General features: G+C 37.9%; 22 protein-coding genes. 13 read left to right on the top strand and 9 right to left on the bottom strand.

Features of this window, described 5'->3' with window-relative positions; genetic code table 11:
- Nucleotides 1-11: 11 nt before the first annotated feature.
- Complete coding sequence (locus HX062_RS10110) at nt 12-377, bottom strand: PUR family DNA/RNA-binding protein (protein WP_182627303.1); 366 nt, start codon at nt 375-377, stop codon at nt 12-14.
- A 74-nt stretch (nt 378-451) separates the two neighbouring features.
- A complete protein-coding gene (locus HX062_RS10105; protein WP_286467289.1) occupies nt 452-2,203 on the bottom strand; it encodes an ABC transporter ATP-binding protein in 1,752 nt (583 codons plus the stop codon).
- Nucleotides 2,204-2,621: 418 nt separating this feature from the next.
- On the opposite strand from HX062_RS10105, the gene HX062_RS10100 reads away from it, so the two are divergent.
- The 3 genes from HX062_RS10100 to HX062_RS10090 all read left to right on the top strand — a co-directional run bounded on the left by HX062_RS10100 (nt 2,622) and on the right by HX062_RS10090 (nt 5,426).
- A complete protein-coding gene (locus HX062_RS10100) occupies nt 2,622-3,941 on the top strand; it encodes an aspartate kinase (protein WP_286467288.1) in 1,320 nt (439 codons plus the stop codon).
- 10 nt (nt 3,942-3,951) lie between these two features.
- On the top strand, nt 3,952-5,115 hold the full coding sequence (gene lysA, locus HX062_RS10095; protein ID WP_286467287.1) for a diaminopimelate decarboxylase: 1,164 nt from the start codon (nt 3,952-3,954) through the stop codon (nt 5,113-5,115).
- 80 nt (nt 5,116-5,195) lie between these two features.
- On the top strand, nt 5,196-5,426 hold the full coding sequence (locus HX062_RS10090) for a hypothetical protein (RefSeq protein WP_182627308.1): 231 nt from the start codon (nt 5,196-5,198) through the stop codon (nt 5,424-5,426).
- A 49-nt stretch (nt 5,427-5,475) separates the two neighbouring features.
- Here HX062_RS10090 and HX062_RS10085 read toward each other — a convergent pair whose 3' ends face one another.
- On the bottom strand, nt 5,476-5,964 hold the full coding sequence (locus HX062_RS10085) for a hypothetical protein (RefSeq protein WP_182627310.1): 489 nt from the start codon (nt 5,962-5,964) through the stop codon (nt 5,476-5,478).
- A gap of 136 nt (nt 5,965-6,100) precedes the next feature.
- Nucleotides 6,101-7,324: a porin gene (locus HX062_RS10080; RefSeq protein ID WP_286467286.1), complete on the bottom strand. Its 1,224-nt coding sequence runs from the start codon at nt 7,322-7,324 to the stop codon at nt 6,101-6,103.
- 120 nt (nt 7,325-7,444) lie between these two features.
- Between HX062_RS10080 and prmA the strand changes: the two genes are divergently transcribed.
- Nucleotides 7,445-8,278 carry a 50S ribosomal protein L11 methyltransferase gene (gene prmA, locus HX062_RS10075; RefSeq protein ID WP_182627314.1) on the top strand — a complete coding sequence of 278 codons (834 nt, stop codon included), beginning with the start codon at nt 7,445-7,447 and terminating at the stop codon, nt 8,276-8,278.
- A 24-nt stretch (nt 8,279-8,302) separates the two neighbouring features.
- Nucleotides 8,303-8,581 carry an ATP-dependent Clp protease adaptor ClpS gene (locus HX062_RS10070; protein ID WP_182627315.1) on the top strand — a complete coding sequence of 93 codons (279 nt, stop codon included), beginning with the start codon at nt 8,303-8,305 and terminating at the stop codon, nt 8,579-8,581.
- A gap of 87 nt (nt 8,582-8,668) precedes the next feature.
- On the opposite strand, the gene HX062_RS10065 is transcribed toward HX062_RS10070, so the two are convergent.
- Nucleotides 8,669-10,060, bottom strand: coding sequence for an RtcB family protein (locus HX062_RS10065; protein WP_286467285.1), 1,392 nt, complete (start codon nt 10,058-10,060; stop codon nt 8,669-8,671).
- A 502-nt stretch (nt 10,061-10,562) separates the two neighbouring features.
- Between HX062_RS10065 and HX062_RS10060 the strand changes: the two genes are divergently transcribed.
- Nucleotides 10,563-11,306 (top strand): hypothetical protein, encoded by a 744-nt coding sequence (locus HX062_RS10060; RefSeq protein WP_182627319.1) that lies wholly within the window; start codon nt 10,563-10,565, stop codon nt 11,304-11,306.
- A gap of 36 nt (nt 11,307-11,342) precedes the next feature.
- On the opposite strand, the gene HX062_RS10055 is transcribed toward HX062_RS10060, so the two are convergent.
- Together HX062_RS10055 and pyrE are read right to left on the bottom strand one after the other, a co-directional pair.
- Nucleotides 11,343-11,735: an SRPBCC family protein gene (locus HX062_RS10055; RefSeq protein ID WP_286467284.1), complete on the bottom strand. Its 393-nt coding sequence runs from the start codon at nt 11,733-11,735 to the stop codon at nt 11,343-11,345.
- A 16-nt stretch (nt 11,736-11,751) separates the two neighbouring features.
- Complete coding sequence (gene pyrE, locus HX062_RS10050; protein WP_182627323.1) at nt 11,752-12,393, bottom strand: orotate phosphoribosyltransferase; 642 nt, start codon at nt 12,391-12,393, stop codon at nt 11,752-11,754.
- 7 nt (nt 12,394-12,400) lie between these two features.
- Here pyrE and HX062_RS10045 point away from each other — a divergent pair, with 7 nt between their 5' ends.
- Entirely contained in the window at nt 12,401-13,006 is a 606-nt protein-coding gene (locus tag HX062_RS10045) for an NUDIX hydrolase (protein ID WP_286467283.1), read from the top strand.
- Between the two features lie 45 nt (nt 13,007-13,051).
- Here HX062_RS10045 and coaD read toward each other — a convergent pair whose 3' ends face one another.
- Nucleotides 13,052-13,504 (bottom strand): pantetheine-phosphate adenylyltransferase, encoded by a 453-nt coding sequence (gene coaD, locus HX062_RS10040; RefSeq protein ID WP_182627327.1) that lies wholly within the window; start codon nt 13,502-13,504, stop codon nt 13,052-13,054.
- Nucleotides 13,505-13,517: 13 nt separating this feature from the next.
- Complete coding sequence (locus HX062_RS10035) at nt 13,518-14,492, bottom strand: D-alanine--D-alanine ligase (RefSeq protein WP_182627329.1); 975 nt, start codon at nt 14,490-14,492, stop codon at nt 13,518-13,520.
- A gap of 124 nt (nt 14,493-14,616) precedes the next feature.
- Between HX062_RS10035 and HX062_RS10030 the strand changes: the two genes are divergently transcribed.
- The 6 genes from HX062_RS10030 (at nt 14,617) to purB (ending at nt 22,180) form a co-directional block, all read left to right on the top strand.
- Entirely contained in the window at nt 14,617-15,210 is a 594-nt protein-coding gene (locus HX062_RS10030; protein WP_182627332.1) for a PASTA domain-containing protein, read from the top strand.
- Between the two features lie 13 nt (nt 15,211-15,223).
- Nucleotides 15,224-16,267 carry an RluA family pseudouridine synthase gene (locus HX062_RS10025; RefSeq protein ID WP_182627334.1) on the top strand — a complete coding sequence of 348 codons (1,044 nt, stop codon included), beginning with the start codon at nt 15,224-15,226 and terminating at the stop codon, nt 16,265-16,267.
- A gap of 126 nt (nt 16,268-16,393) precedes the next feature.
- Entirely contained in the window at nt 16,394-17,749 is a 1,356-nt protein-coding gene (gene tilS / locus HX062_RS10020) for a tRNA lysidine(34) synthetase TilS (RefSeq protein ID WP_255492418.1), read from the top strand.
- Complete coding sequence (locus HX062_RS10015) at nt 17,746-19,734, top strand: protein-disulfide reductase DsbD family protein (RefSeq protein WP_286467282.1); 1,989 nt, start codon at nt 17,746-17,748, stop codon at nt 19,732-19,734. The genes tilS and HX062_RS10015 overlap by 4 nt, the downstream gene beginning before the upstream one ends.
- 134 nt (nt 19,735-19,868) lie before the next feature.
- Entirely contained in the window at nt 19,869-20,723 is an 855-nt protein-coding gene (locus HX062_RS10010) for a DUF2911 domain-containing protein (RefSeq protein ID WP_286467281.1), read from the top strand.
- A 107-nt stretch (nt 20,724-20,830) separates the two neighbouring features.
- Nucleotides 20,831-22,180, top strand: a complete 1,350-nt coding sequence (gene purB, locus HX062_RS10005; RefSeq protein WP_286467280.1) for an adenylosuccinate lyase — start codon at nt 20,831-20,833, stop codon at nt 22,178-22,180.
- The last annotated feature ends 45 nt before the right edge of the window (nt 22,181-22,225 follow it).

The raw sequence follows: 22,225 nt of genomic DNA, 5'->3' as shown, positions 1-22,225 counted from the left end.
TATCGAGTAGATTAAATATCATCAAATTCTACATCTGTGAAATTATTCAATGAATCAGATTCTTCTTTTTGATATTCTTTTTTGAAATCTTTTTGGTGTCTTTCCGAAATTACTTCTTCTCCTTTGTGGTTCACTACATATTCAGTCATTTCATCTAAGATATCTTTAAATGCTGTGAAATCTTCTTTGTACAAGTAGATTTTGTGTTTTTTGAAGTGAAAAGATCCATCATCTTCTGTGAATTTTTTACTTTCAGTTACGGTTATGTAGTAATCATCTGCCTTAGTAGCTCTTACATCAAAGAAATAAGTTCTTCTACCCGCTCTCAGTACTTTTGAGAAAATCTCTTCTTTTTCTAACATTTCGTTATCTCTCATAATCCTTCTATCAATTAATTGATTTGTATATATAGCTTTCAAAAGTCTAAAAAAAATCCTAATAAACCAACTTTTTACACTATTTCTTTTTCTTTCAATTGTTTTTCATGTAACTCCGCATAATATCCTTCTTGATCGATTAAAGTATCGTGTGTACCGGCCTGAATGATACGGCCTTGATCCAAGACAATAATCTGATCGGCGTTTTTAGCAGATGAAATTCGATGGGTCACAATCAGGGTCGTAATATGCTTGCTGTGCTGTTCTAAATGTTTGAGGATACGCTCTTCTGTTTCCGTGTCAACAGCAGATAATGCGTCGTCTAACAACAGAATTGGGGCGTCTTTTATCAAGGCTCTAGCAATGGAAACACGTTGTTTTTGCCCTCCTGAAAGTGTCAGCCCGCGTTCACCTAGTACAGTTTCGTATCCGTGCTCAAATTGCTCAATATTGTGATGTACCACCGCCTTTTTTGCCGCTTCGACAATTTCTTCCATAGTCGCATCTTCTTTTCCGAAGCGAATATTATTGCTTATAGTGTCAGAAAACAAAAACGAATCCTGTGGAACAACTGCTACATTACGCCTTAGATCTCGCAGGTTGCAATCTTCTATCGGAGTTCCATCTAACAGAATCTGTCCCTGATCAATGTTGTACATGCGACTAATAAGCGAAAGTAACGTACTCTTTCCAGATCCCGTCTTTCCCAAAATAGCAAGTGTTTCTCCTTTTTTTAAGGAAAAGGAAACATCTTGTAAAGCGACAATTCCCGTGTCAGGGTAGGTAAACGACACTCGGTCGAAGACGATATTTCCCTTGATTTCCGTAGGGTTGGGATTGGTATTGTATATCTCTGGTTTCACGTTTAAAAATTCGTTGATTCGCTTTTGAGAAGCTTCCGCTTCCTGAATCATAGACGAAATCCATCCCAAAGAAGCAACAGGCCAAGTTAGCATGTTGATGTAGAGAATGAATTGAGCAATCACCCCAATATCTGGTAATTTACCGTTGAAATACAGAATAGAACCAATGGTGATGACAATTAAATTACTCATCCCAATTAACAATATCATCAATGGACCAATTAAGGCCCCTGTTTTTGCAAGTTTTAGCGATTTCTCTTTGCTACTTTGTGTGAGTTCTTCAAATTCTTCCACTTTTTTCTTCTCAATCGCATAGGCCTTGATCACGCGCATGCCCGAGAAAATCTCTTGTGTGAAGGTTGATAAAACAGATAAATTTTGCTGAAAGATTAAACTGCGCTCGTTGATTTGTTTGCTGAGTTTAAATATAAAATACCCCAATAGCGGCAACGGAAGCAATGAGTATAGCGTCAGCTGAGGCGAAATGATGTACATCTGGGTTAATACCACGGCAAAACGAATAAGCGTATTGATAGAATACATCACCGCAGGTCCTACATATTGTCGCACTTTTCCTACATCTTCGCTGATTCTATTCATCAAATCACCTGTGCGATTTTGCTTGTAAAAACTCTGGGTAAGAACCTCATAGTGCTTAAAAACATCATTTTTAAGATCAAATTCAATATGACGAGACATAACAATCAACGTCTGACGCATCAAAAATGTTAGAAAACCCGCAATAAGCGTGGTAACCAATATCCAAAAAATGTTCGATAATAACAGTTCTGTTACCGTTTCTTTGTCAAAAGCAGTGAGTTGCTCCAAAATGCGAATGGAATCTCCCACTAGTTTTGGCGTGTATAACGTAAAGATCTGGGCTACAATGGTAATAATTACCCCAGTTAGAAAGTGATACTTATATTTAAAAAAATATTTATTTAAGGACTGTAAAGCGCGCATAGTTTGTTTGTCTAGTCTTGCAAAGTAAGAAAAAAGATGGCGATAAAACCATTTCTGCTCCTTTTTAAAGGATAGGCAAATATAAACTATTATTCTTTTTTGATGGGAAAAGGATCGGAGAAATGTAAGCGCCCCCTCTTTCGATTATTACAGGTTACACACTCAGGTGTAACATATATAAGTGTTAAAAATAAACTAATATATAATTAAAAATAAATTAATAAGGTAAATCGTCAGCAAAAAACAAATATATTTGCTGAGTTAAAAGAAAAGAAAATATGTACACAATCGTTATAAAAAAGGGGAAAAAGCTTAGCTTACGTCAATTGTCGTGAGGAAAGTCCTTTTTTTTATAATCGAATAAAATAACAAGGGGTTTGTCATGACGACAAACCCCTTTTTTTATAAAAATCACAGGATGAAAGTTTTAAAATTTGGAGGGACTTCTGTTGGAAGCCCAGCGCGATTCGAAAAGTTATGGCCCATTATTCAATCTCAATCCACGGATAAGCACCTGATTGTTCTCTCTGCAGTTGCAGGTACAACGAATGCCTTGGTTGAGATTGCCGCCCAGTATACCCAAGGAAATGTGTTTCAAGCACGGGAACTCATTCAAGAATTAATAGTCAAATACGAAGATTTTGTCTTAGAATTGTTTGCGACAGAAAAAGGGAAACTCGAGGGGAACCAACTAATACATCATCATTTTAATTTGTTGATTGCTTTGGGCGATGATTTATTTACGACTGCCGAATCGCGCTTAGTTTTAGCTCAAGGCGAACTGCTGTCGACTGCTTTGTTTCACCGTTATTTGCAGGAAAAAGGGATAAGGTCGGTCTTGCTCCCAGCACTGGAATTTATGCGTATGAATGAAGACAACGAACCCGATTTGCCGTATATCAAACAGCGATTAGAGCAGTTGATGACTTCCTATGTTTCAGATACGCTGTTTATCACCCAAGGGTTTATTTGTAGAAATGCCTTTGGCGAGGTAGATAATTTAAGACGAGGAGGATCTGACTACACGGCTTCTCTAGTTGGGGCTGCTTTAGCAGTGGAAGAAATTCAAATTTGGACGGATATTGATGGGTTTCACAACAATGACCCCCGCTGTGTTTCGCATACCAAACCGATTGCTCATCTGAGTTTTGACGAGGCAGCGGAATTGGCGTATTTCGGAGCGAAAATCCTACATCCCCAGAGCGTTTTTCCAGCGCAAAAAGCCAATATTCCCGTGCGTTTACTTGATACGATGCATATTGAGGCCCCAGGGACATTGATCTCCTCTCGCTTTGATCACCACGATGAAATTGTTGCCGTCGCTGCAAAGGATGAGATTACTGCTATTCGCATTTATTCCTCTCGTATGTTGCTTGCCTATGGGTTTCTTAGACGCGTTTTTGAAGTTTTTGAACGCTATAAAACGCCCATTGATATGATCACTACTTCCGAAGTAGCCGTGTCTTTAACGATTGATAAGACTACACATTTGAATGAAATTATTGCGGAACTCAATCACTTTGGCAGTGTAGAAGTGGATGAAAATCAGACTATTGTTTGTGTTGTTGGGGATTTTAAGCGCAATAAAAATGGCTATGCCACTATCGTATCTGAAGCAGTTAAACACATTCCAATCCGCATGATTTCTTATGGAGGAAGCGAACACAATATTTCGCTACTCCTTCCTTCAGCCTATAAAATTGAAGCGTTACGCGCTTTACATCACCGCTTATTTTAAAGATATACTTATGATTTCAACAACTATATTAGCACAACTGCAGCAAGAGGAAACACCAATGTACTACTATGATTTGCCCTTGCTACGTCAAACCATTGCCACGGCCAAAGCACAAGCTGATCGCTGGGGGTATCACATCCACTATGCGGTGAAAGCCAATTTTAATCCGCGCATCCTAGAAGAAATTAGCGCGAGTGGTATGGGCGCAGACTGCGTGAGCGGATTGGAAATCGAACAGGCAATAGCCCATGGATTTCAGGCTGAGGATATTGTCTTCGCTGGAGTAGGGAAGACCGATCGCGACATTCAAACCGCTTTGGAACACGGAATTTTAGCTTTTAATGTTGAATCCTTACAAGAATTAAAAGTTATCGGTGCTCTTGCGCAAAAAATGCAGACAGAAGCTCGTGTCGCTTTGCGTATCAACCCCAATATTGACGCTCAAACACATCACTATATCACCACAGGATTGGACGAAAATAAATTTGGTATTTTTATGCATGAACTCGAGGATTGTCTGTCGTTTGTTCAGGAAAAAGAAAGCAGAGTCACTCTCGTAGGCTTGCATTTTCACGTTGGATCTCAAATCTCTGATTGGACGGTATTCAAGCGTTTGTGTCTCAAGGTAAACGAATGGAATGCTTGGTTTGTCGCTAGAGGCTACGTCTTGCCTATATTAAATGTTGGTGGAGGTGTAGGAATCAACTACGCTCAACCTGATGCAGAGCCTATCGTTGATTTTGCTGCCTTTTTTTCTATTTTTAATCAATTTTTGACCCCTGAGAAAGGACAACAAGTGCATTTTGAACTGGGGCGATCATTAGTGGCCAACTGCGGTAGTTTGATCAGCCGTGTCTTATACATCAAAAACGGAGTAAATAAAAACTTCGCCATCTTGGATGCAGGAATGACCGAATTATTACGACCAGCTTTATACCAAGCCCAACACAAAATCGATAGTCTAACAGCTACACAGGTATCCCTAGAAGAATCCGTACTGTACGAAGTGGTCGGGCCCATTTGCGAAAGTAGCGACTGTTTTGGTAAAAATATTCAACTGCCGCCTTTACATCGAGGAGATTTGATCGCCATTCGCTCTGCTGGTGCTTATGGTGAAGTCATGGCGTCGCGCTACAATTTGAGACAACCACTGAATTATTATTTTAAAGAATAAAATCTTTTCTAGTATAAATTAGAAATTGTTTGTTAAATTTGATTGAAATAAAAATAGAAATTTAATTTAATTACACTAAGATGAAATTAGGAGATATCGACGTAGCAGGAGAATTAATCGATTTAAACTTTCAATTATTAAGAACGCAGATCTTATTAGAAGAAGTTTTGAAACACAACGCAGAAACATTAAAATTACCTTCACCAGAAGCAATGAATGAGATTAATGAATTTGCTTTGCAATCTATTCAAAAGAAATTTCCAAATATGAATATTGCGAAAAGAGATGAGGAACAAGCGAAAGCTGAATAAGAAATACATCAACTAAAAAAGTCGTGCATTGCACGACTTTTTTTTTATGTTAATTACAATAGCTTGCATTCCAATCGCTATGTCCTCTTCCTTCCCAGCATTTGTAACTTTGTTTTATTTTCGTTACTACAAAATTTCCGTCTTTTGCAGTGACGTTCATGATTACTTTTTTCGCTCGCATCGAATCATCGTTGATTCCATCCTCAATCAAAGTAACAAGTATCGTCGATGAATTAGCCATTTTCAATACGGTTATATCGTAGGTGTATTTTCCTTCTGCACCTTTAGTTTCAGGTGAGTAAAAACGCATAATCTCCTCTACTGAAGTCAATTTATCACGTTGAATTGCCTGGTTTAAATCATCTATTTTTTCTTGGGATATTAATTCGTATTCTTGAATAGCTGACTCAATTTTTGTTTGATCTACAGGAGTACTCGTCTCTACTTCAGCTGGAGTGGTTGCCGTTGATTTATCTTTACAACTCATTGCGCTAACTCCAACTAGTATAATGCTGAAATAATAAAATAATCTGTTCATAGCTAATTACTTAAGTTGGTTACTCTTATAAATATATAGAAAAAAAATATAGGATTGTAATTATTTTTCAATTGATTTGAATAAGCGTTGTTTTTTTGTTATCTATCGCGTGAAATTTGAACTAAAAAACCAAAGATTAGATTCCGATTTCAAATTGCATTCTAAAATACCAATTGTTTTTACTCGATCCTTGATAAAAACTAAGTTGATCATATGTCAATTCAGCTTGTAGTTTAAACGCGTGTTCCCATAAGTACTTGGTTACTCCAACAGAGTATTGCGTTGTATTAGGTAAATTCAACTGTTCGTACAATTGCGTTTTCATTTTTTGAGTAGAAACACGACCAATTACTTCGTAATTACTTGGGAAAATATAACTCAATTGATAGTCCATTCCATGCCCAGCATAAACATAGCTACTTTGTTTTATTCCGTCAAGATCCGTTTGGTAGGTAATAGCATCGTCGACATTTCGGTTCATAAAAGAGACCATTCCCGCCCATCCGTTGTATTTTAAGATGGCATCTGCCATAAAGGAATTGAGGTTTTTAGTCTCAAATAGTGCATTCCCCGTTTGTCCCTGAGAGTTCTCCGCGTTGTTATTGTGTGAAAACGTTCCTGCAAGCATTAATTTAGGCTTGCTCTCGCGGGCGATATCTCCCTCGAAATAAGCTCCGTTATTTTTAAAACTTCCCATTGGGAATAATTCAACTCGCCCAGTCAAGGCGTAACTGTCGCTTTCAGATCCCTGGAAGTTTCTTCCTCGACCCGTAGATACAGCAGTTTTAATAACATAGCCAAATTTGTCTTTTCGCTCTTGGTGGTAGTAGGCTTGTATACCAAAATCGCGATCAATATTGAATTTGGCATTATTGATGGAGCGATCCGTTAGTTGCAAGGCGCCCGAAGAGTTTATACGCTGTCTATTTCCCGGTAATTTTGTTTGTCCGAAGATAAAACTCCAATTTTCATTTGGACGATAGGTCAGTGCCGCATCGCGTATGATATTAACAGATTCACCTTCTACGGTTGTCCCCATATCCTTTGGCGCAAAAGACAATTGAATCACGTATAAAAATTTCGGATTTCCAACATAACCGTCAAAACGCAAACGCAAACGTCTGATTTCCCCCTCGTATTTCGTTTTTCCTCCGTCGTTTTCAGCAAAGGTTAATCGGTTTTGCATGCGGAATCGCAAGTTCAATTGGAAAATACTATCCGCAGAAGTAATTCCTACCCCCTTACCAAAGTTGTAGTAAGGCAATTGAGCTAACTTAACATCGTTGTTAACCCTTTCGATTTTCTGTGCTATTGCGTTAAATGAAAGTAACGTCAATATTAATAAATAGATCTTTTTCATGTGTTCGTGTGTTGAGATTGCAAAAATAAGATTAGTTTTGTTACTGCATTTATATCGTTGTTATTGTAATGTAAGGACAATGTTATTAAATGGTTAATTAAAGATAGTAAACATTACAGTATGTCATATATTGGATATCATTTTACAGTAGAGCCTTTAGTGCCTGGTGTAGAAATTCTTATCGCCGAGTTAGGTGAAAAGGCTTTTGAAAGTTTTGAAGAAACAGCAATCGGTGTAAGTGCTTATGTACAAGAAGAATTGTGGACGGAGGATATTTTAGAGGATATTTACATTTTGCAATCCGATCAATTTACAATTACCTACCGCAAAGAAGCGATTGAACAAGTGAATTGGAATGAGGAGTGGGAAAAAAACTTCAATCCAATTGATGTAGATGGTATATGCTACATCCGAGCGCCATTTCACGAAAAAACCCAAGCGAAATACGATATCGTTATCGAACCCAAAATGAGCTTTGGAACAGGACACCACGAAACAACTTATATGATGGTGCGTCAAATTTTAACTAACGAGATGAAAGACAAGGTTGTTTTGGACATGGGATGTGGAACGGCCATCTTAGCTATTTTAGCGTCAATGCGCGGTGCTTCTCAAGTTGATGCAGTGGATATTGATAACTGGTGCTATTTGAACTCAATAGAAAATGCAGCGCGTAATGCGTGTACTACTATCCAAGTATTCGAAGGAGATGCTTCTATCTTGGTTAAAGAACCAAAGTACGACGTAGTATTGGCAAATATCAATCGCAATATTTTGTTGAATGACATGGATGCTTATATACGAACCATGAAAGAACAAGGGGAAATTTACTTTAGTGGATTCTATACAGAAGATATTCCAAGCATTAAAAAAGCAGCGGAAGAAAAAGGTTTAACCTTTGAAAATCAATTAGAAAGAAATAATTGGGTATCTTTGAAGTTTAAAAAACGTTAGTCATCGTATTAAAATTTTGATAATATGGGAGATACAAAGGAAATAGTAAAAGAAAAAATTGATGTATCGGAGTTATTAAATGGTCAAAGTGAGATTATCTTATACAATGATGATGTGAATACTTTTGATCACGTGATTGATACCTTAATTAAAGTATGCGACCACACAGCCGAACAGGCGGAACAATGTGCTATTTTGGTGCATTATACAGGAAAGTGTACCGTGAAGACGGGAGAATTTAAAAAGTTAAAACCACAATGCCTGCAATTGTTAGACGCAGGATTAAGTGCGGAAATACAATAAAAAAGGGAGCTTTTAGCTCCCTTTTTTTATTAATTAGGGTGTCTGCAACACCTCTTGCTGAGGTAGTTTTATAGGTTGATTTTCCTCTTACTTATCCATCCGCACGAATTTAGGCGTAAACATACCGAGCGTTTTTACTAAATCCGATTGTGCGTGCATGACGGCGTGAATATCTTTATACGCCATAGGCGCTTCATCTACACTGCCACCGAGGAGCTGCACACCCGCCGTTTTCAAAGCTGTTTTAATGTCGCTTTTAGTAAATTTGCTCTTGCAGACATTTCGCGAGTGCAAACGACCTGCACCATGAGAAGCTGAATGTAAACTCGCTTCATTGCCCAAGCCTTCTACAATAAAGCCCGGGGTTGTCATTGATCCTGGGATAATCCCCAATTGCCCTGCAGCAGCAGGGGTAGCTCCTTTTCGATGTACGATCAGCTCTTTGCCTTGAATAAGCTCCTTCCACGCAAAATTGTGGTGGTTTTCAATGGTAAAGACAATCTGTTTTCCCAAGGCTTTTGCAATTCGTCTGTGAATATCATCGTGGCAAGCTTTGGCGTAATCCCCTGCTAAGTTCATCGCCAACCAGTACTCTTGGCCATCATGTGTATGCAGATCCAACCAAGCCAAATGCTGAGCATGACTCGGCAATGGACATTGTTTGGTTGCCAAATACGTATAGTGCTTGGCGATATTAGCGCCTAAACCTCTCGATCCACTGTGCGATAAAACCGCAACATAGGCACCCGGAGCTAATTTCCATTCGGGTTTTGTTTCCGTTAAGTGCACAATTCCAATCTCTACAAAGTGATTGCCTCCTCCTGAGGTACCCAATTGTTTGTAAGCTTTGTCTAAAAGCCCTTTAACAAAGGGAATATCCTGAAACTCGCTGCGGTAGAATACTTCGTGATCCACTTTGTTGGCGTGTGTTTCATACATGCCAAACTTGGTGTGAGCTGAGAGAATATTTACTAGTTGATGATCTTTACCTTTGAGGAAACTCGCAGGTAAATTGAATACAGATAGGCTCATGCGGCATCCAATATCAACACCTACTCCATAAGGAATAACCGCGTTGTTGGTGGCTAAAACACCTCCAATAGGCAATCCATAACCGTAATGCGCATCAGGCATTAAGGCACCTGCTTCTGCAACAGGTAGCTTTAGGGCAGTGAATAATTGATATTTAGTCTGTTCGTCAATCCCATCTTCTCCAAAAATGGAGAAAGGGGCGCGGGTATGCGTCAATTCGTGTCGTCTCACTTCGACCTGCTTGACCATACTCTCAGCTACTTTGCCCCATATGCCATCACCTAAATAGCGTTCCGGGGCTTGTAACACTTGTTTTGCCTCTCGTAGTACGGCATCTTTGTTTTCTTTTTTCTTATATCGACTAATTGTACCCAGTGCAATATTGATTGTATTATTTTGGGGAAATCCCAATTGAATGAGGTCTTTCCCCGAAAGTTTCCTTCCCATGATATGTTGTTTAATTGACAATAATAACCACTCAAGAAATCGCTTTTTTAGCGCTTGAGTCGTGTGAAAGTGGTTGGCGTTCGACCAACACGTCAATTCGGGGTTTTGTAAAGGGTCCGGAATAAACAAAAAAAGCCCGAATCTACATCTTCGGGCTTTTCATATATAAAGTAATTGATTTTACTACAAAGAAGTACCGCGAAGATACACCCATGCACGCTGTGCCGGTGTGAACAATGTTGAAGTAGAATTTAGTACAAACATTTTTTCTTCGTTTTTAATGGTGAAACATATTTGATTGCAAATTTTGCAAAAAGTTTTTGAGTAAAACAAGTAAAACAATGTTTTTAATTTTTTTCAGTCAAACGGTATGAGTTGAGAAGTGCAGTTGAGCTTTATCAAACACCAAAACTAATGTGAACTCAGTAGAATACAAGGGAAATATAAAAGAAGGTATGGCTGTTGATAAGTTTTGTCTATTTTTGTAAAAAAATATTTCAAAATGAGAAAGTTAATCGGATTAGCCATCGCTATAGGCTTTATGTTACAATCTTGTGTAACAACAGAAGAAGTAACCGTAAAAAAAGAAGGAAACATCACGTTTTCTTTGGATATGGATTTTTCTGAATTACTAAAAACAATGCCTTCTACTAACGCTACATCAGGAGATGTGAAAAAAGCATTGGATTTAATTAATGGAGAAGAGTTGTCGGTTGAGCAGCTATTGGATATCAGCTTGTTGGAAAGTAAAAACCCAGAGCAAAAGAAAGATAGTATTTTAAAAGCAAATCCCGATTTGTTGAAAAAAACGCAAAACATTCGCATGCGTGTCATGATGAATGACTCTGTGGGGAATATTGCATTAAAAGTGTTGGGAAAAAATGTAGATGACTTGAATAAATCTTTGAGAAACTTAGACGAATTGAGTGCTTTAGGGGAGAACAATGGAAAAAAAATGGATGCACCTGCCTTTGTTAAAGCTTCTATGTTTGAATTGAAGAAGAAATCATTCCAACGCAAAGTCGAGATGAAATCAGGAGATTTGCAAAAATCCTTAGGTGAAATGGGACAGATGGCTGCGATGTTTACCTATCAATTGAAAGTGAATTTCGAGCAACCTATTAAATCGGTATCCTATACAGATGCTTTAATATCACAAGATGGAAAGTCTTTTGTCAAAACATTTAAAATGTCAGAGATTATTGATAATCCACGTGTATTAGAATACACCGTAGAATTGAAATAAAAAAAAAGAGCTTGATTTTTTATCAAGCTCTTTTTTTTATAGTTTATTCATGTTTCCTGCTAAAGCTTCGATGAATTTTCCGATGGGACCTTTGACCATCATCGCCATCATTGGGTTGAAATTTCCTTCGAAGTGAAGTTGAATTTCTGTGTTTTTAGCGTCTATTTCCGCAATAGTTCCCGTTAAGGTAAACGGCAATTTATCACTAGCAGCACCTAAAACAATAGTAGAGTTTGGAGTTGCCTCTTTCTTTTTTAATTTGATTTCAGGCATTCCTTTCAACGCAAAAATGAAAGAATCATCCCCTGTTACTTCAAATTTAGCAATCGACTCAGGCATTAACTTTTCGAAGTTTTTTACGTCAGATAATGCGTTAAATATATATTCAGCGGATTGCGCTACTGTTACTTTTGGACTTTCTAATTGCATATTCTTATTTCTTTAGTTATTGATTCCATTCAGATGGATTAACTCTCCATTCTTGTAGTGTTTCTAGATCAGAAGCAGAAATATACTGCTGTTTTACTGCATTTTCCAATAAGGATGTATAGTTACTCAAAGTCGTTAATTCTACACCGGCTTGAGCAAAGTTGTCTTTTGATACTTGAAATTCATAGGTAAAGATGGCCGCCATCCCCAAGATCTCAGCCCCATTTTCTTTCAATGCTTCAACGGCTTGTAAGCTACTTTTCCCTGTGCTGATTAAATCTTCAATAACCACTACTTTTTTTCCTGCATCGAGTTGCCCCTCAATTTGATTTTGTCTCCCGTGTTTCTTAGGCTCAGGACGAACGTATACGAAAGGTAATTGTAAAGCTTCAGCTACTAATAACCCAATTCCAATTGCTCCAGTTGCTACACCAGCAATGACATCTGGTCTGCCATATTTCTCCACAATGTGCTTAGCAAATTCCTCTTTTAAGAATTTTCTTATCTCAGGATAAGACAGTGTAATTCGATTGTCGCAATATATAGGTGATTTCCATCCAGAAGCCCACGTAAAAGGATTTTTTGGATTTAATTTAATTGCGTTAATTTGCAGAAGTAATTCGGCAGTTTGTTGAGCTGTTTCTTTAGTAAAAATCATAATACAAATGTATAAAGTTTTTGTAAACGATAAACCGTTGTTTCTAACTGATAAAATTGAGAAAGAAACCGATTTTCAGTTGTTCTTGTTAGACAGTGTTGATATTGACAAAATTATCATTAAATATTTTCAAAATAAAATTGATAAGGCATTTTTATATCATCCTGATGAAAAAGCAATGATGAAAAGGTTAAAAGAAAAAATTCCCGTTCAAAAAGCAGGAGGAGGAGTGGTGTACAATGCAGAGGGAAAAGTGCTATTTATCAAGCGCAACGGCAAATGGGATTTGCCCAAAGGGGGTATAGAAAAGCAAGAGGAAATCGGAGAAACCGCAATGCGTGAAGTTGAGGAAGAAACAGGAGTCGGACAGCTAGAGATCATCAGAAAATTGCCTAAGACGTATCACGTTTTTAAGCGCAATGGCAAATATCGATTGAAAATTACCAGTTGGTTTGAGATGACCACATCTTACCAAGGTGAATTAAAAGGCCAAGTAGAAGAGGGAATTGAAGAGGTGGTTTGGTTCGACAAAGATCAAATCAAAGAAGCCATGTCCAATTCATATGAAAACATTAAACTCTTAGTAGAAGAAGCAGGTTTGCTTAGTGAATAAATAAAAAGTCGCCCGCATCTACATGCGGGCGACTTTTTTATATGGTTAGATTCTCACCGGTGGCGGAACTAATTTGGTGTACTCTCCATTGTTTCGGATGACATCGCGCACGATACTCGAGCTGATAAATGAGGTGCTAGCAGCCGTAAGTAAAAATACGGTTTCAATCTTGGTTAAGAAGCGATTTGTGTGGGCAATGGCTTTCTCAAATTCGAAGTCAGCCGGATTGCGCAAGCCTCTTAAAATAAATTGCGCTTGTTTTTGATGACAAAAATCTGTTGTCAATCCCTGGTAGGTTTCCACTTTTATTTTGGGTTCACCCGCAAAGGTTTTTTCAATAAACGCTTTGCGTTCCTCTAAACTGAACATATATTTTTTGTCAGCATTTACACCAATCGCAATAATAATCTCATCAAAAAGAGGCAACGCTCGTTTAATAATGTCGTAATGCCCATTGGTAATAGGATCAAAGGACCCTGGTAATACAGCTCTTCTCATACTTTGGGAGTCTTTAGTTTTGCAAAGCTAAGTTAATTGCGTTGCCAAACAAATCGGACAGTGCAATATTCGCTTCTGCAGCTTGTTGCGGTAAAATACTTTCTCTTGTTAATCCAGGTACTGTATTCATCTCTAATAAAAATGGTGTGTCGCCAACGATGATAAACTCACTTCTAGAAAATCCGTCCATTTTTAAAATGCGATAGATTTTTATAGCGATAGCTTCAATCTTTTCTTTGAGTGCCTCGTCAATGCGCGCAGGTGTAATTTCTTGCGATTTACCTAAATATTTCGCTTCATAATCAAAAAAGTCATTCTCACTTACAATTTCCGTAATAGGTAATACAATTACTTCCCCTTGGTAATTGATCACGCCTACAGATACTTCTGTACCTTTTAAGAAACTCTCAATCAAGATCTCATTATCCTCTTTGTAAGCCACCTCAATCGCGCGGATTAGCTCTTCTGTTGTATGAGCTTTCGAAATTCCAAAACTCGACCCAGAACGGTTAGGCTTAACAAAGCAGGGAAGCCCAACGCGTTGAATGATCTCTTCCGTGTTGATCTCATCTCCCTCGTTTAGGTAGTAGGAAATAGCCGTTTTAATTCCATAAGGCTTCAATACTGAGAGCATGTCTCTTTTGTTCATGGTTAATGCCGCTTGGTACGAACTACAAGAAGTGTGAGGCATTTTGATTAGTTCAAAATACGCTTGTAATAAACCGTCTTCCCCAGGTGTGCCGTGTATGGCGTTAAATACAACGTCAAACCTTATCTTATTCCCCTTGTGTACCACAGAAAAATCATTTTTATCTATAGGGAACTCCTCTTGGTTTTCATCTACATAGACCCATTTATCGCGAAAAATATGGATTTTGTATGGCGTGTATTGTGTGCGATCCAAAGTGTCAAATACGACTTGACCACTTTTTAGTGAAATTTCGAATTCACTCGAATAGCCCCCCATAATTATTGCTACGTGCTTCATATGCCAAGAATGTTTGAAGTTAGATTTTTAAAAGAATTGGATAATATTGTTTAAAACAAATTTATAACAAAACACAGAAACAAAAAATCTTTTCGATTTTATATCTTTGTCAAAAATATATCCTATGAAATTATTTCAATTTTTGAAAAGCAAAAGCTTTTTAATTTCCCTGGCAGCGGCCATCGTAATTTCCATTGTGGGCGTAGTAGGCCTTTTGAAATGGTTGAAAATAACGACAAATCACGATCAGCGAATTGAAGTACCTAGTTTATTGAAGTTAGATACTTTTCAAGCAGAGCAAGTAATTGAAAAAAATGAGTTGCGCATGGTGGTGTTGGATACGTTGGATTACGATAAAAACTTTCCCCCTTTAACCGTATTGGAACAAGATCCAATGCCAGGATCTAGTGTGAAAGAGAATAGGAAAATTTATGTGAAGATTAATGCTTCTGGCTACGGTAAAGTTATTTTGCCTGAACTGGAGCAATTGACATACAGACAAGCTAGGTCCACGATTATTTCGATGGGATTAAAAGAAGGAACAATATCCTATACTACTTTTATTGGTAAAGATGTTGTTTTGGGGATCCAACAAAATGGGAAAAAACTAAAAAAAGGAGATTTAGTTGTGAAAAACTCTAAGATTGATTTCGTGTTAGGGGATGGGAAAGCGGGGCTTTCAGCCGAACAACTAGATGTAGCTCCTACTATTGATTAAGACAACGTAATTTATGCAAGAGAATGTAAATGAGGTGTTTGACGATTTTGAAGAAGAATTGTATGAACATTTTCGATTTGAAGCGGGTAAAGGACAAGCGCCTTTACGCGTAGATAAATTTTTGATGAACTTAGTTGAAAATGCAACGCGCAATAAGATTCAACAAGCCGCATCAAATGGAAATATCTTTGTCAATGATATAGCCGTAAAATCCAACCACAAAGTAAAAGCGCTGGATGTTGTGCGCGTATTGATGAAACAACCGCCTTTTGAAAATATTATCATCCCCGAAAATATTCCGCTGAATATTATTTATGAAGATGATGCCTTGTTAGTGGTAAATAAAGAACCTGGCCTTGTGGTACATCCAGGACATGGAAACTATACCGGTACGTTGGTGAACGCATTGGCGTATCACTTCGACAATTTACCCTTAAACAGCAGTGAACGCCCTGGATTGGTCCACCGCATCGACAAAGATACCAGTGGATTACTCGTGGTGGCAAAAACCGAATGGGCCATGACGGAACTACAACGTCAATTTGCAGAAAAAACTACAGAAAGAGAATATGTAGCTTTGGTTTGGGGAAATGTAGAGCAAGAAGAAGGAACAATTGAAAGCTATATTGGAAGACATGTCAAAGACCGCATGCAAATGGCCGCTTTTGACGACGAAGAAAAAGGAAAATGGGCGGTTACCCACTACAAAGTTTTAGAGCGTTTTGGCTATGTAACCCTAGTTTCTTGTCGTTTAGAAACAGGACGTACCCACCAAATTCGCGTGCACATGAAACACATCGGACATACCCTATTTAACGATGAACGCTACGGAGGAAATCTCATCTTAAAAGGAACGACTTTTACCAAGTATAAGCAGTTCATTGAAAATTGTTTTCAGCTCTTGCCAAGACAAGCATTACACGCTAAAACATTGGGCTTCGAACATCCCGTTACCAAAGAATATGTTCGCTTTGACTCAGAAGTGCCTCAAGACATGGTTGCTTGCATTGACAAATGGAGAACCTATTCGCAAAATTCCGCTCTTGAACTCGAATAATACGCAACCACAAATTTCGATTTGTGGTTTTTTTATGCATAGAAATGAATGTTTACTACGCGTTTATCGTAAAAAAATAGGTATTTTTGAAGGCTACTAAATAATGGTGGGTAAAAGTTCTTTTTTATGCCCCTTGGGTTTAGTTATGTTGAGGTGACCATGGAAAAAAAGTTTAAAAAACACATTGAATCAAATTTTGCTGAATTAACCCAGCATCCACTTGTAATTGCTGTCAGCGGTGGGGTTGATAGCGTCGTATTAACGCATTTATGTCACCGTATAGGCTTGAATATCGCTCTAGCGCATTGCAACTTCCACTTGCGCGATGGAGATAGCAATTTGGATCAGCAATTTGTTGAGTCCCTAGGTACACAGCTAAACGTGCCTACTTTTGTGCAAGAATTTGATACCAAACACTATGCAACGGAACAGAAAGTGTCTATTCAAGTAGCCGCAAGAGAACAGCGTTATCAGTGGTTTGAAACACTTATTAAAGGCGAAAAGTATAAGCTTTTATTGACCGCACATCACTTGGATGATTCTATGGAAACTTTTTTTATTAATTTTTCAAGGGGAACTGGTATCGAAGGACTGTTAGGGATACCCGAGCGAATTGACTATATTCGGCGGCCATTACTCGTGTTTACTCGGGAGGAAATTGAGCAATATGCACAAGCTAATCAATTGGTTTGGCGGGAGGATTATACAAATGCACAAACAAAATATTTGCGAAATAAGATAAGAAAAAATATCTTGCCTGTTTTTAAGGAAATTAATCACCAATTAGATCAATCGTTTCAACAAACGATTGCCTATTTAAAAGAAACCCATCAGATGAGTGTCGATGCCAGTCAACTGATGTTTGAAAAAGTGGTGATCAAGCAAGGCGATGACTTGTTGTTCCCGCTAAATGAATTAAACGAATTGTCCTTGCCTAAGGCTTATCTCTACAAATGGTTAGAACCCTACGGTTTTAAAGCTTGGGGAGATATCGCTGATTTGCTCAAGGCAGAAACAGGAAAGAAAATACTAGCAGAACACTATTGCTTAATCAAAGACAGAGGCTACCTCTTGTTGCGATTGAAAAATAAAATGATTGAGCAAGCAGAAGACGTGTATTACATTCAAGAGAACCAAACAATTAAACAACCGATACAACTAACAACCAGAAATTATGAAAGAAGTAAAATTGAATTAACCACAGATCCGTTATGCGCTTATCTCGATCGAGATAAATTGCAGTTTCCCCTGTTAATTCGCAAGCCTAAAAAAGGAGATTATTTTGTGCCTTTTGGCATGAAGGGAACGAAGCGGATCTCGAAATATGTAAAAGATGAGAAAATGACCCAAATAGAAAGAGAAAATCTATGGGTCTTATGCTCAGGTGAAACTATTGTATGGATTATTGGAAGTCGAATGGATGAACGATATAAAGTAAGAAATACAACTATTAATGTTTTAAAAATTAAATTAACCGTATGAAAAAATTAGCTTATTTGCTATTTTTCTTTGTGTCTATTTTTAGTGTTCAAGCGCAGATGATGGAAAATCCTGCCAAATGGACCACGAAAATTGAGAAGAAATCCGACACCGAGTATACCATCACATGGAATGGTATTATCGAAGATGGTTGGCATATGTACTCCCAATATACAGCTGATGGAGGGCCGTTACCAACTGAATTTTTATACAACAACATCGAGGGAAATTATGAACTAGTTGGCGAAGCGAAAGAAAGCGAAACCAAAACGGTTTATAACGACATCTTTGAAGTGGATGAAACCTATTTTGTAGGACCAGTACAGCTGGTACAAGATATTAAATTGACCAATGCAGATACACCAAATATTCAAGTAGAATTGGGGTATCAAGTTTGTTTAGACGTTTGTATTAGCCAAAGTAATTTGTTTGTCTACGATTTAAAGACTTTACAAGTTACTGAAGTAGATAATTTTGAAGCGTATAAAACGGAGGCAGTTGCTGCAAAAAGCGACGCAAATCAACCGAATGATACAGCAGCAAAAACACCCAAAACAGAAGAAAAAAGAGGGTTGTTTACCATCTTTATCTTGGCTTTTTTCTCTGGATTCGCCGCTTTGTTAACGCCTTGTGTGTTTCCAATGATTCCGATGACTGTGAGCTTTTTTACCAAACAAAGTAAAACACGCGCTAAAGGAATTAAGAACGCCATTATATACGGATTGTCAATCATCTTGATTTACGTAGTATTGGGTACCATTGTAACAGCTATTTTTGGTGCGGATTCACTTAATGCGCTCTCGACAAACGTCTATTTTAATATTATATTCTTTTTGCTACTTGTTGTTTTTGCAACGTCTTTTTTAGGGGCATTCGAAATTATGCTACCGAATTCATGGGCGAATAAAGTAGATTCACAAGCAGATCGCGGAGGGTTAATCGGAATCTTGTTCATGGCGTTAGCGCTGGCAATTGTTTCTTTCTCTTGTACAGGACCTATTGTAGGAACACTACTAGTAGAAGCAGCCTCAAAAGGAGGAATTGCACCTATTGTTGGAATGTTAGGCTTCTCTTTAGCCTTGGCACTTCCATTTATGCTATTTGCCATGTTCCCTGGATGGTTAAATTCAATGCCGCGTTCTGGCGGATGGTTGAATACCGTAAAAGTATCATTGGGATTCCTAGAATTGGCTTTAGCCTTTAAATTCTTGTCAAATGCAGACCTTGTATTGCAAGCTCATTGGTTAGAAAGAGAAGTGTTCTTAGCGATTTGGATTACCATTTTCGGAGCTTGGGCCTTATACTTATTTGGAAAAATCAGATTGCCACACGATAGTCCAATGGACAGTATTTCCGTAGGACGTTTATTCATGGCTTTGTTTGTAACAACCTTTACCATTTACCTAGTGCCTGGTTTATGGGGTGCACCTTTGAAAATTATTTCAGGTTTCCCTCCTCCGATGACCTATGCTGAAAGTCCTTATGGAGTAGGAGGTAAAGGAAACGGCGGTGGCGGCTCTACAGCTGAAGCATTGCCTGAAGGAGCAAAATATGGCGCACATGATATCGTAGCCTTTACGGATTACGAACAAGGAATGGCATATGCAAAAGCGGTAAACAAACCAGTTTTACTTGACTTTACAGGATTCGCTTGTGTTAATTGCCGCAAAATGGAAGATTACGTTTGGTCTGATCCAGCAATTTTAGCCCTTTTGAAAAAAGAGGTGGTTTTGATCTCTCTTTACGTTGACGACAAAAAAGAATTGCCTGAAAATGAACAGTATATTTCAGAAACAACTGGGAAAAAAATCAAGACTATTGGAAATAAATGGAGTGATTTTCAAATGAAACACTACCATGCCAATGCGCAACCATACTATATCGTCTTGGATGCAGACGGACAGCGTTTATCTGAGCCTGTAGGGTATACACCCGATGTAGATGAGTACAAAGCTTGGTTGGAAGGCGGTATTCAAAAAGCAAATTAATCCAATTACATAAGAAAAAAGCGATTGAAAATTCAATCGCTTTTTTTTGTATATTTTAAGAGATAATCATGTGATTAATTAATAAATTGTATGCTTCAATTCAAAGTCAAGTTGACTATTTAATACATCAAAAAATGATACGAAAGTTTATTATTACAAGTTTAGCTGTGTTTGCACTATCAAGTGCAGAAGCGCAAGTATATACCCCTCCAACAAGTACAAAGTCGGAAATACACCAAGTCGTTGGGTTAACAGATGTCAAGATAGACTATTCAAGACCCAATATGCGCGGGCGTTTAGTGTTTGGTGATTTGGTACCATACGGACGTTTATGGCGTACAGGAGCCAATATGAATACAGTGGTTACCTTTAACAATGACGTTGAGATAGACGGTAAAATATTGAAAAAAGGTTCCTATGCGATTTATACAATTCCAAAAGTAGAGGAGTGGGAAGTAATTTTCTATAAAGACACGAACAACTGGGGGCTACCTGAGAAGTGGAATGAGGCGAATATCGCTTTGTCAACTAAGGTAAAAGTACAAAACCTCGATCGCAAGTTCGAAACTTTTACCATGGCTATTAATAACGTGAATATTGATTATGCCGATTTGGAAATCATGTGGGAGAAAACCTTGGTGCCCGTGCGTTTCAAAGTGCCAACGGACAAGCTAGCAATGGAAAGCATTACCGAAACATTCGATGGTCCTAAAGTAGTGGATTACTACGCAGCAGCTGAGTACTTTTACTTAACTGGCAAAGACTTGTCTAAGGCATTATCTTGGATCAACAGTGCTATTGAAAAATCAGGCGAACGCGTGCCTTATTACTTTGTTCGACTAAAATCGCAAATCCAAGCAAAAGCAGGAGACAAAGTAGGGGCAGTAGCTACGGCAAAAATAGCCCTAGACTTAGCTGAAAAAGCAAATAATCCCGACTATGTAAAAATGAATAAAGACGCAATTAAAGAGTGGTCTAAGGCGATTTAGTTTACAGTTGACGGTTGACAGATTACGGTGGACGGTTTACAAACCTCACGAACCGCGCAAAAAAACGCAAAAAAATATTATCTTTGTTTCTTAACAACACAATCTAAATGATACTTACAGAACTTAATGCTATATCGCCAATTGATGGTCGATACAGAGGTAAAACCCAATCATTAGCACAATATTTCTCAGAAGAAGCGCTAATCAAATACAGAGTTTTGGTTGAGGTGGAATACTTTATTGCACTATGTGAATATAACCTTCCTCAATTGAGTGGTATTTCTCCTACCTTATTTCCAGAATTGCGCAAGCTATATAAAGATTTTACTTCGGAAGATGCGCTTTGGATTAAGGATAAAGAAAAGATAACCAATCACGATGTCAAAGCCGTTGAATATTTTATTAAGGATGCTTTTGATCGTTTGGGACTAGAACAGTACAAAGAATTTATTCACTTTGGACTGACTTCTCAAGATATCAATAATACTTCTATTCCCTTGTTGACAAAAGAGGCGTTCCATGAGGTGTATATGCCCTTGTTTCTGTCAGTAGTCAACAAGTTAAAAGAATTAAGTCAAGAGTGGAATGATGTTCCTATGTTGGCTAGAACCCACGGACAACCGGCTTCTCCCACGCGTTTAGGAAAGGAAATCAACGTTTTTGTACAGCGTTTGGAAGAACAATTACGCCTGCTAAACAACGTTCCTTTTGCAGCTAAATTTGGGGGTGCAACTGGAAATTTTAACGCACATCATGTGGCGTATCCTAAAAACGATTGGAAACAATTTGGCGAAGATTTCGTAGAATTGAGTCTAGGGTTAAAATACTCTTTCCCAACCACTCAGATCGAACACTACGATCACTTTGCTGCATTTTTTGATGCATTGAAGCGAATTAATACTATTTTGATTGATTTAGATCGTGACATTTGGACCTATGTATCCATGGATTATTTCAAACAAAAAATCAAAGCAGGTGAAATTGGATCTTCGGCTATGCCTCACAAAGTAAATCCTATCGACTTTGAAAATTCAGAAGGAAACTTGGGAATTGCAAACGCTATTTTTGAACATTTAGCTGCAAAACTACCCCTATCAAGATTACAACGCGATTTAACGGATAGTACTGTTTTGCGAAATATAGGCGTACCGATGGGACACACAATAATTGCTTTTGAATCTACGTTGAAAGGATTGAACAAATTGCTTTTAAATGCAGACAAATTTGCAGAAGATTTAGATAAAAACTGGGCAGTTGTAGCAGAAGCGATTCAAACGATTCTGAGAAGAGAAGGGTATCCAAATCCATACGAAGCCTTAAAAGATTTAACGCGTACCAACACTGTGATTAACCGAGATTCTATTCATAATTTTATCGATACTTTAGCGGTAAGTGATGCCATTAAATCCGAATTAAAACAAATCACACCAAGTAATTATTTGGGGGTGAATTTATAAAGAGAATCACATCTAAAAAGCGGCTATTATTTATTTGCGGCTTTT

This window comes from Myroides sp. DF42-4-2, assembly GCF_030326445.1.
GTDB lineage: Bacteria > Bacteroidota > Bacteroidia > Flavobacteriales > Flavobacteriaceae > Flavobacterium.
Note: the sequence above shows the minus strand (reverse complement) of the source record. Positions and strands in the feature narration are given on the sequence as shown.

What these genes read in the sequence shown, in the direction of transcription:
- tilS (WP_255492418.1), top strand. Translation starts at nt 16,394, where the DNA reads ATGCCCCTTGGGTTTAGTTATGTTGAGGTGACCATGGAAAAAAAGTTT.
- HX062_RS10010 (WP_286467281.1), top strand. Translation starts at nt 19,869, where the DNA reads ATGATACGAAAGTTTATTATTACAAGTTTAGCTGTGTTTGCACTATCA.
- HX062_RS10100 (WP_286467288.1), top strand. Translation starts at nt 2,622, where the DNA reads ATGAAAGTTTTAAAATTTGGAGGGACTTCTGTTGGAAGCCCAGCGCGA.
- HX062_RS10110 (WP_182627303.1), bottom strand. Translation starts at nt 377, where the DNA reads ATGAGAGATAACGAAATGTTAGAAAAAGAAGAGATTTTCTCAAAAGTA.
- HX062_RS10070 (WP_182627315.1), top strand. Translation starts at nt 8,303, where the DNA reads ATGGGAGATACAAAGGAAATAGTAAAAGAAAAAATTGATGTATCGGAG.
- HX062_RS10015 (WP_286467282.1), top strand. Translation starts at nt 17,746, where the DNA reads ATGAAAAAATTAGCTTATTTGCTATTTTTCTTTGTGTCTATTTTTAGT.
- HX062_RS10035 (WP_182627329.1), bottom strand. Translation starts at nt 14,492, where the DNA reads ATGAAGCACGTAGCAATAATTATGGGGGGCTATTCGAGTGAATTCGAA.
- prmA (WP_182627314.1), top strand. Translation starts at nt 7,445, where the DNA reads ATGTCATATATTGGATATCATTTTACAGTAGAGCCTTTAGTGCCTGGT.
- HX062_RS10105 (WP_286467289.1), bottom strand. Translation starts at nt 2,203, where the DNA reads ATGCGCGCTTTACAGTCCTTAAATAAATATTTTTTTAAATATAAGTAT.
- HX062_RS10065 (WP_286467285.1), bottom strand. Translation starts at nt 10,060, where the DNA reads ATGGGAAGGAAACTTTCGGGGAAAGACCTCATTCAATTGGGATTTCCC.
- HX062_RS10045 (WP_286467283.1), top strand. Translation starts at nt 12,401, where the DNA reads ATGTATAAAGTTTTTGTAAACGATAAACCGTTGTTTCTAACTGATAAA.
- coaD (WP_182627327.1), bottom strand. Translation starts at nt 13,504, where the DNA reads ATGAGAAGAGCTGTATTACCAGGGTCCTTTGATCCTATTACCAATGGG.
- HX062_RS10080 (WP_286467286.1), bottom strand. Translation starts at nt 7,324, where the DNA reads ATGAAAAAGATCTATTTATTAATATTGACGTTACTTTCATTTAACGCA.
- pyrE (WP_182627323.1), bottom strand. Translation starts at nt 12,393, where the DNA reads ATGATTTTTACTAAAGAAACAGCTCAACAAACTGCCGAATTACTTCTG.
- HX062_RS10055 (WP_286467284.1), bottom strand. Translation starts at nt 11,735, where the DNA reads ATGCAATTAGAAAGTCCAAAAGTAACAGTAGCGCAATCCGCTGAATAT.
- HX062_RS10030 (WP_182627332.1), top strand. Translation starts at nt 14,617, where the DNA reads ATGAAATTATTTCAATTTTTGAAAAGCAAAAGCTTTTTAATTTCCCTG.
- purB (WP_286467280.1), top strand. Translation starts at nt 20,831, where the DNA reads ATGATACTTACAGAACTTAATGCTATATCGCCAATTGATGGTCGATAC.
- HX062_RS10085 (WP_182627310.1), bottom strand. Translation starts at nt 5,964, where the DNA reads ATGAACAGATTATTTTATTATTTCAGCATTATACTAGTTGGAGTTAGC.
- HX062_RS10025 (WP_182627334.1), top strand. Translation starts at nt 15,224, where the DNA reads ATGCAAGAGAATGTAAATGAGGTGTTTGACGATTTTGAAGAAGAATTG.
- HX062_RS10090 (WP_182627308.1), top strand. Translation starts at nt 5,196, where the DNA reads ATGAAATTAGGAGATATCGACGTAGCAGGAGAATTAATCGATTTAAAC.
- lysA (WP_286467287.1), top strand. Translation starts at nt 3,952, where the DNA reads ATGATTTCAACAACTATATTAGCACAACTGCAGCAAGAGGAAACACCA.
- HX062_RS10060 (WP_182627319.1), top strand. Translation starts at nt 10,563, where the DNA reads ATGAGAAAGTTAATCGGATTAGCCATCGCTATAGGCTTTATGTTACAA.